Source organism: Corallococcus sp. 4LFB (assembly GCF_046520365.1).
Lineage (GTDB): Bacteria > Myxococcota > Myxococcia > Myxococcales > Myxococcaceae > Corallococcus > Corallococcus caeni.
On sequence record NZ_JBKGHJ010000517.1, the window covers coordinates 1 to 5464 of the forward strand.

Here is a 5464-nt window from a genome sequence, read left to right on the forward strand (position 1 = left end):
GATCCCGCGACGAACAATGCGGTCAGGAGGGGGCTTGGTCGCATCAAGGGGGGCGATGGTAGGCCGCCCGCCCTCGCGTTGTCGTCCCGCCCCCGGGGCACGGCCGGAGGGCAGCCGGGCGTCAGCCCTGCGCGTTCTTCCGGCGGCGGCGCGCGGCCAGCGCCGCGAACACGGCGATGAGCACCGCCGGCGCGCCGCTGGTGGCCGCGGAGCAGCCGTTCTCGTCATCGCCCTCATCGGGAACGGGGTCGGTGCCGCCGGTGACGACGACGTCCAGCGTGGCGTTGGCGTGCGCGTCGCCCGTGGACTCGCTGTTGCCGTTCACGGAGTTGCCCGCGGCGTAGACCTTGTAGGTGCCGTTGGTGGCCGGGGCCACCAGCGAGAAGTCGAAGCGCGCGGAGCCGCTGGTGAAGTTCTTGGGCAGCGAGTGCGTCAGCTCCCCGTTCAGCAGCTTCGTGCCCGAGCCCGCGGTCAGCGTCGCGCCGTCCGTGGCCACGTTCATGCCCGCCTTCACACCGGGACCGCCGGTGATGACCAGCGAGTACTGCCCCGTCTGGCCCGCCGTCAGCGCGGTGGGACCTTCCAGCGTCACGGTGGGGGTGCTGGCCCCGCCGCCGTGGCAGCCGGACGCGGTGCAGGACACGCCCTGCTTGCCGCTGCGCCCGCTGATGCCGGTGGAGTTGGCGAGCGCGGAGCCCGCGACGAGGCACACCGCGACCGCGCCCACGGACGAAAGAATGGACCGCATGAAAGGAACCTCCTGGGGGGAATTCAGGAAAGACAAGGAGGGCCCCTTCTAGCGCAGCGCGGCGTGGAGTGCAGCAGGCGACACTCCCCTGTGACGCGGGGGCAGGGCGTACCGCGCCCTACAGCCAGGTGAAGGCGTCTTGGAGCGCCTTGTGGCCGCCGTGCTCCAGCACCTGGCCGTGGCAGACGACGACGCGCTCCACGTCCCACCCCAGCGCACGCTGGAGCGCGGCGCGCGCGGCCTCCCGGTCCTTCGTGAACAGGCGCAGGAAGCGCGGGGCCGCGAACCGCCCCAGGACGCCGTCCAGCCACAGGTACGCGCGCAGCTTCCAGCCTTCCGCGCGCGGATAGTGGAAGGCCAGGTCGGTGACGATGAGCGTGCGGCTGGGGCGGTGGAAGAAGAGGAACTCGTTGAGCTGGGGCATGCCGCGCACGTGCATCTGGTCCAGCACGGGGGCCCAGGCGGGGTCGGGCGTGTCCTCCAGCTCCTGGTCGATTCGCAGCGCCGGCTGCTTCGCGCGCAGCCCCGCGGGCGCCACCACCCGGGCGTCGGGGAAGGCCGCGGCCCAGTCCGGCAGGTGCAGGTGGTGGAAGAGGTTGGGGGCGACGAGGAAGCGCACCTGGCCCAGGGCCTCCACGGCGGCCCTCCGCTCCGGCGTGAAGGCGACGGGCGAGTGCACCCACAGCCCGCCGTCCGGCAGGCGGAGGACCGTCATCCGGCCCCCCACGGGGACGCCGAAGAGGGTGAAGGGGGCTTCGAACACGAAGACGTCGTCGGCGAGCCCGCGGGGCGCGGCGTCAGGGAGCGTAGGCATGGCGGGTCCTCCTCCAAGCACGGACGGCGTTCCGGGGACGAGTCCGGCCTCGGTCCGGCGTTGATTTCCGGAACATCCCATCGTAGGCAACCCCCCTCTTTCCATCCCCAAGCAAGGTGCCCAGCACATGGCCGAGAAGCTCACGCCCCGCGAGAAGGGCTTTTCCGAGTGGTACGTCGACCTGGTCCAGAAGGCGAAGCTCGCCGACTACTCGGACGTGAAGGGCTGCATGGTCATCCGCCCCAACGGCTACGCGCTGTGGGAGAACATCCAGCGGACGATGGACAAGATGTTCAAGGACACGGGCGTGAAGAACGCCTACTTCCCGCTGCTCATCCCGGAGAGCTACCTCAAGAAGGAAGCCGAGCACGTGGAGGGCTTCAACCCGCAGCTGGCGGTCGTCACGCACGCGGGCGGCCAGAAGCTGGAGGAGCCGCTGGTCATCCGGCCCACGTCCGAGACCATCATCAACCGCAGCTTCTCCAAGTGGATCCAGAGCTACCGGGACCTGCCGCTCTTGGTGAACCAGTGGGCCAACGTGATGCGCTGGGAGATGCGCACGCGCCTGTTCCTGCGCACCACGGAGTTCCTCTGGCAGGAGGGCCACACCTGCCATGAGACGGAGGCGGAGGCGGAGGAGCGCACGCTGCAGATGCTGGAGGTCTACCGCGCGTTCGCGGAGGACTACATGGCCATGCCCGTGCTGCCGGGGCGCAAGTCGGAGTCGGAGAAGTTCGCCGGCGCGCTGCGCACGTACAGCATCGAAGCCATGATGCAGGACAAGAAGGCGCTCCAGGCGGGCACCAGCCACAACCTGGGCCAGAACTTCGCCAAGGCCTTCGACACCACGTTCCAGGGCCGCGACGGCCGCGTGCACCACGTGTGGCAGACGTCGTGGGGCTCCTCCACGCGCCTCATCGGCGGGCTCATCCTCACGCACTCGGATGACGCGGGCCTCGTGGTGCCGCCGCGCATCGCCGCCACGCACGTGGTCATCATCCCCATCGCGGGCAAGGCGACGGACGCGGAGAAGACGCAGGTGATGGAGAAGTCGCACGCGCTGGCCGCGGACCTGCGCAAGGCGGGCCTGGGCGTGGTGGTGGACGACGACGAAACGAAGGGCCCGGGCTTCAAGTACAACGAGCACGAGCTCATCGGCACGTGTCTGCGCATCGAGCTGGGGCCCAAGGACCTGGCCAAGGGCTCCTGCGTGATGGTGCGCCGCGACCTGCGCCAGAAGGAGTTCGTGTCGCTGGACGAGGCCGCCGCCAAGGCCCAGACCATGCTGGACCAGATGCAGAAGGACCTGTTCCAGAAGGCGAAGGACTTCCGCGACTCGCACACCTTCGAGGTCAACTCCTACGAGGAGCTGAAGGCGCGCGCGGAGGACGGCTTCCTCTTGGCGCACTGGGACGGCGACCCGAAGACGGAGGCGCGCATCAAGGAGGAGACGGGCCTCACCACCCGCTGCCGCCCGTTCAGCCTCAAGCAGGAGCCGGGCAAGTGCGTGATGACCGGCAACCCGTCGCAGGGCCGCATCGTGTTCTCCAAGGCGTACTGAGCCTTCCCGGAGCGCAACACCCGCGGGGCTGGGAGGCGACTCCCGGCCCCGCTGTCTTTTCAGCTCGCGGCGAGCAGGCTCCGCTTGCGGGGCAGGAAGGTGGCCACGGGCTCCGGCTTGCCCGCGACGGGCAGCGGGGCGGCGGCCTCGAAGTCGAAGGCCTCCTGGCAGCGCTCGCGCGTGGCGTGGGAGACGAGCACCGGGGCGCCGACCTTCTTCGTCAGGCCCTCGATGCGGCTGGCCAGGTTCACCGCGTCGCCGATGACGGTGTACTCGCGGCGCTGCTCGCTGCCCACCGCGCCCACCACCACGCGGCCGGTGTGCACGCCCACGCCGATGCTCAGCGGGAACTCGCCCCGGGCGGCGCGCTCCTGGTTGAGCGTGTCCAGCGCCTCCAGCATGGCCAGCGCGCACGACACGGCGGCGGCCGGGTGGCCGGGCTGGTCCAGCGGCGCGCCGAAGTACGCGAGGATGCCGTCGCCCATGAACTTGTCGAGCGTGCCGCCGTGGCGGAACACCACCTCCACCATGCGCGACAGGTACTCGTTGAGCAGCGCCACCACCTGGGGGCTCTCCATCCGGTCCGACAGCGTGGTGAAGCCGCGGATGTCGGAGACGAGCAGCGTCACCTCGCGGTGCTCGCCCGCCTCGCCGTCGGTGCCCTTCTGCGAGATGCGCCGCGCGACCTCCGGGGAGAAGAAGCGCCCCAGCCGCTCGCGCTGCATCTCCTCGCGCACCACGTCCGTCACCAGCCCCATCACCGTGCGGCTGATGAAGAAGGCCACGGACGACGCGAGCACCATCACCAGCACCATGCCGGGCAGGAACTGGGCGGGCGCCAGGCCCGCGCTCAGGGTGAGCAGGGCCACCGCGACGATGCCCAGCGCCGTGGCGCCCGCGACGATGAGCCGCGACAGCGTCACCATGGACACGATGACCACCAGCACCAGGTACACGCCCATGGTGAGCAGCGCGGTGGGCACGCCGTTGGCGGAGGCCGGGATGGCCTGCGCCTGGAGGAAGTAGATGAGCGGCATGTCCAGCAGCGCCACGCCCAGCGCGGGCCGCCGCAGCAGGTACGGCACCCGGCGCGCCGCCGCCCACGACAGCGCCGCGAGCGCGATGTAGGCCGCCAGCACGCCGCGCGACACGCTCCAGTCGTCCGCCATGGCCAGCAGCAGCCACGCCGTGGTGGCGCCGACGCGCGTCATGTTGAGCCAGGAGCCGACGTCGGCCCGCCACTCCTCCAGACGGCGTTGCAGGGTGGCTTCGACACGAGCGCGTGAGAACAGGAACCGCATGTATCGACGGAGGCTACCCCACGCATGGGGGCCCTCTCCAGGTGGCCCCCGCTGCGTTAGGGTCCCGCGCATGGCGAGCATCGGGCACGTGGCCGTGGGCATGGCGCTGGGACGTTACGAGACCGGGGCGGCGGTGCCCTGGCGCCGACGGCTGGCGGTGATGGGGTTCCTGTCGCTGCTGGCCCTCCTGCCGGACGCGGACGTGGTGGCGTTCGCGCTGCGCATCCCCTACGCGGCGACGTGGGGGCACCGCGGCGCGTCGCACTCGTTCGTCTTCGCGGCGGGGGTGGCGCTCGCGGTGGCGGCGCTGGCCCGGTGGAAGGGGGAGTCCGCCACGCGCTGGGGCCTGCTGACGCTCGCGGCGGTGGCCAGCCACGGCATCCTGGACACGCTCACGGACGGCGGGCTGGGCGCGGCCCTCTTCTGGCCCTTCTCCCACGCGCGCGTCTTCGCCCCGCTGCGGCCGCTGCCGGTGGCGCCCATCGGCGCGGGCATGCTCTCCGCGCGAGGCCTGTACGTGAGCGGCGTGGAGTTCCTCGTGTTCCTGCCCGCCTGGCTGTACGCGCTGTGGCCAAGGAAGTCGCGCGCGGCCCGGAGCGTCCAGGTTCCCTGATGCCGGTTCTCGAGGAGGAGCATCGCGATGCGCCTGTTCACCGCCGTGACGCTGGGAGACGCCCTCACCGCTGAAACCGGGCGGGGCATCGAGCGCCTGCGCGCCCTCGCGCCGGACGCGAAGTGGGTGCGGGCGGAGGGCGTGCACCTGACGCTGCTGTTCCTGGGAGACGTGGACGACGGCCGCCTGCCGGAGCTGCGCGACGCGCTGGAGCCGGTGGGGCTGTACCACGCGCCTTCGTGCTGTCGGTGCCGGCGGCGGACGTTCGGTCCGCCCTCCACCCGCGCGTGCTCTGGGCCGGACGTGCGCGGGACACCGCCGCGCTGAAGGCGCTCCAGGCGGACGTGGCCCGCGCGCCTGGAGCCGCTGGCTCACTCGAGCACCCGAGTACACCGCGCACCTGACGCTGGCCCGCGCCAGGCCGCCG

General features: G+C 71.5%; 6 protein-coding genes. 3 read left to right on the forward strand and 3 right to left on the reverse strand.

The features are described 5' to 3' along the window. Window positions 1–121: 121 nt before the first annotated feature. Together ACLEQD_RS35675 and ACLEQD_RS35680 are read right to left on the reverse strand one after the other, a co-directional pair. Window positions 122–748, reverse strand: coding sequence for an MXAN_6652 family MXYO-CTERM-anchored protein (locus ACLEQD_RS35675; protein WP_410390279.1), 627 nt, complete (start codon window positions 746–748; stop codon window positions 122–124). Window positions 749–866: 118 nt separating this feature from the next. Beyond that, the gene (locus ACLEQD_RS35680; protein ID WP_410390281.1) at window positions 867–1562 is read right to left on the reverse strand and encodes a DUF4336 domain-containing protein; all 696 of its coding nucleotides are present in this window, start codon (window positions 1560–1562) and stop codon (window positions 867–869) included. Between the two features lie 127 nt (window positions 1563–1689). On the opposite strand from ACLEQD_RS35680, the gene proS reads away from it, so the two are divergent. Next, the gene (proS, locus tag ACLEQD_RS35685; protein WP_410390283.1) at window positions 1690–3123 is read left to right on the forward strand and encodes a proline--tRNA ligase; all 1434 of its coding nucleotides are present in this window, start codon (window positions 1690–1692) and stop codon (window positions 3121–3123) included. Window positions 3124–3182: 59 nt separating this feature from the next. Here proS and ACLEQD_RS35690 read toward each other — a convergent pair whose 3' ends face one another. Next, entirely contained in the window at window positions 3183–4424 is a 1242-nt protein-coding gene (locus ACLEQD_RS35690) for an adenylate/guanylate cyclase domain-containing protein (protein ID WP_410390285.1), read from the reverse strand. Between the two features lie 70 nt (window positions 4425–4494). Here ACLEQD_RS35690 and ACLEQD_RS35695 point away from each other — a divergent pair, with 70 nt between their 5' ends. Both ACLEQD_RS35695 and ACLEQD_RS35700 read left to right on the forward strand, forming a co-directional pair. Then, window positions 4495–5037, forward strand: a complete 543-nt coding sequence (locus ACLEQD_RS35695; protein ID WP_410390287.1) for a metal-dependent hydrolase — start codon at window positions 4495–4497, stop codon at window positions 5035–5037. Window positions 5038–5064: 27 nt separating this feature from the next. Continuing rightward, entirely contained in the window at window positions 5065–5364 is a 300-nt protein-coding gene (locus ACLEQD_RS35700; protein WP_410390289.1) for a 2'-5' RNA ligase family protein, read from the forward strand. Window positions 5365–5464 lie beyond the last annotated feature (100 nt).

Excerpts from the sequence above, each read along its gene's own strand:
- ACLEQD_RS35675 (WP_410390279.1), bottom strand. The coding sequence starts at position 748 with ATGCGGTCCATTCTTTCGTCCGTGGGCGCGGTCGCGGTGTGCCTCGTC.
- ACLEQD_RS35680 (WP_410390281.1), bottom strand. The coding sequence starts at position 1,562 with ATGCCTACGCTCCCTGACGCCGCGCCCCGCGGGCTCGCCGACGACGTC.
- proS (WP_410390283.1), top strand. The coding sequence starts at position 1,690 with ATGGCCGAGAAGCTCACGCCCCGCGAGAAGGGCTTTTCCGAGTGGTAC.
- ACLEQD_RS35690 (WP_410390285.1), bottom strand. The coding sequence starts at position 4,424 with ATGCGGTTCCTGTTCTCACGCGCTCGTGTCGAAGCCACCCTGCAACGC.
- ACLEQD_RS35695 (WP_410390287.1), top strand. The coding sequence starts at position 4,495 with ATGGCGAGCATCGGGCACGTGGCCGTGGGCATGGCGCTGGGACGTTAC.
- ACLEQD_RS35700 (WP_410390289.1), top strand. The coding sequence starts at position 5,065 with ATGCGCCTGTTCACCGCCGTGACGCTGGGAGACGCCCTCACCGCTGAA.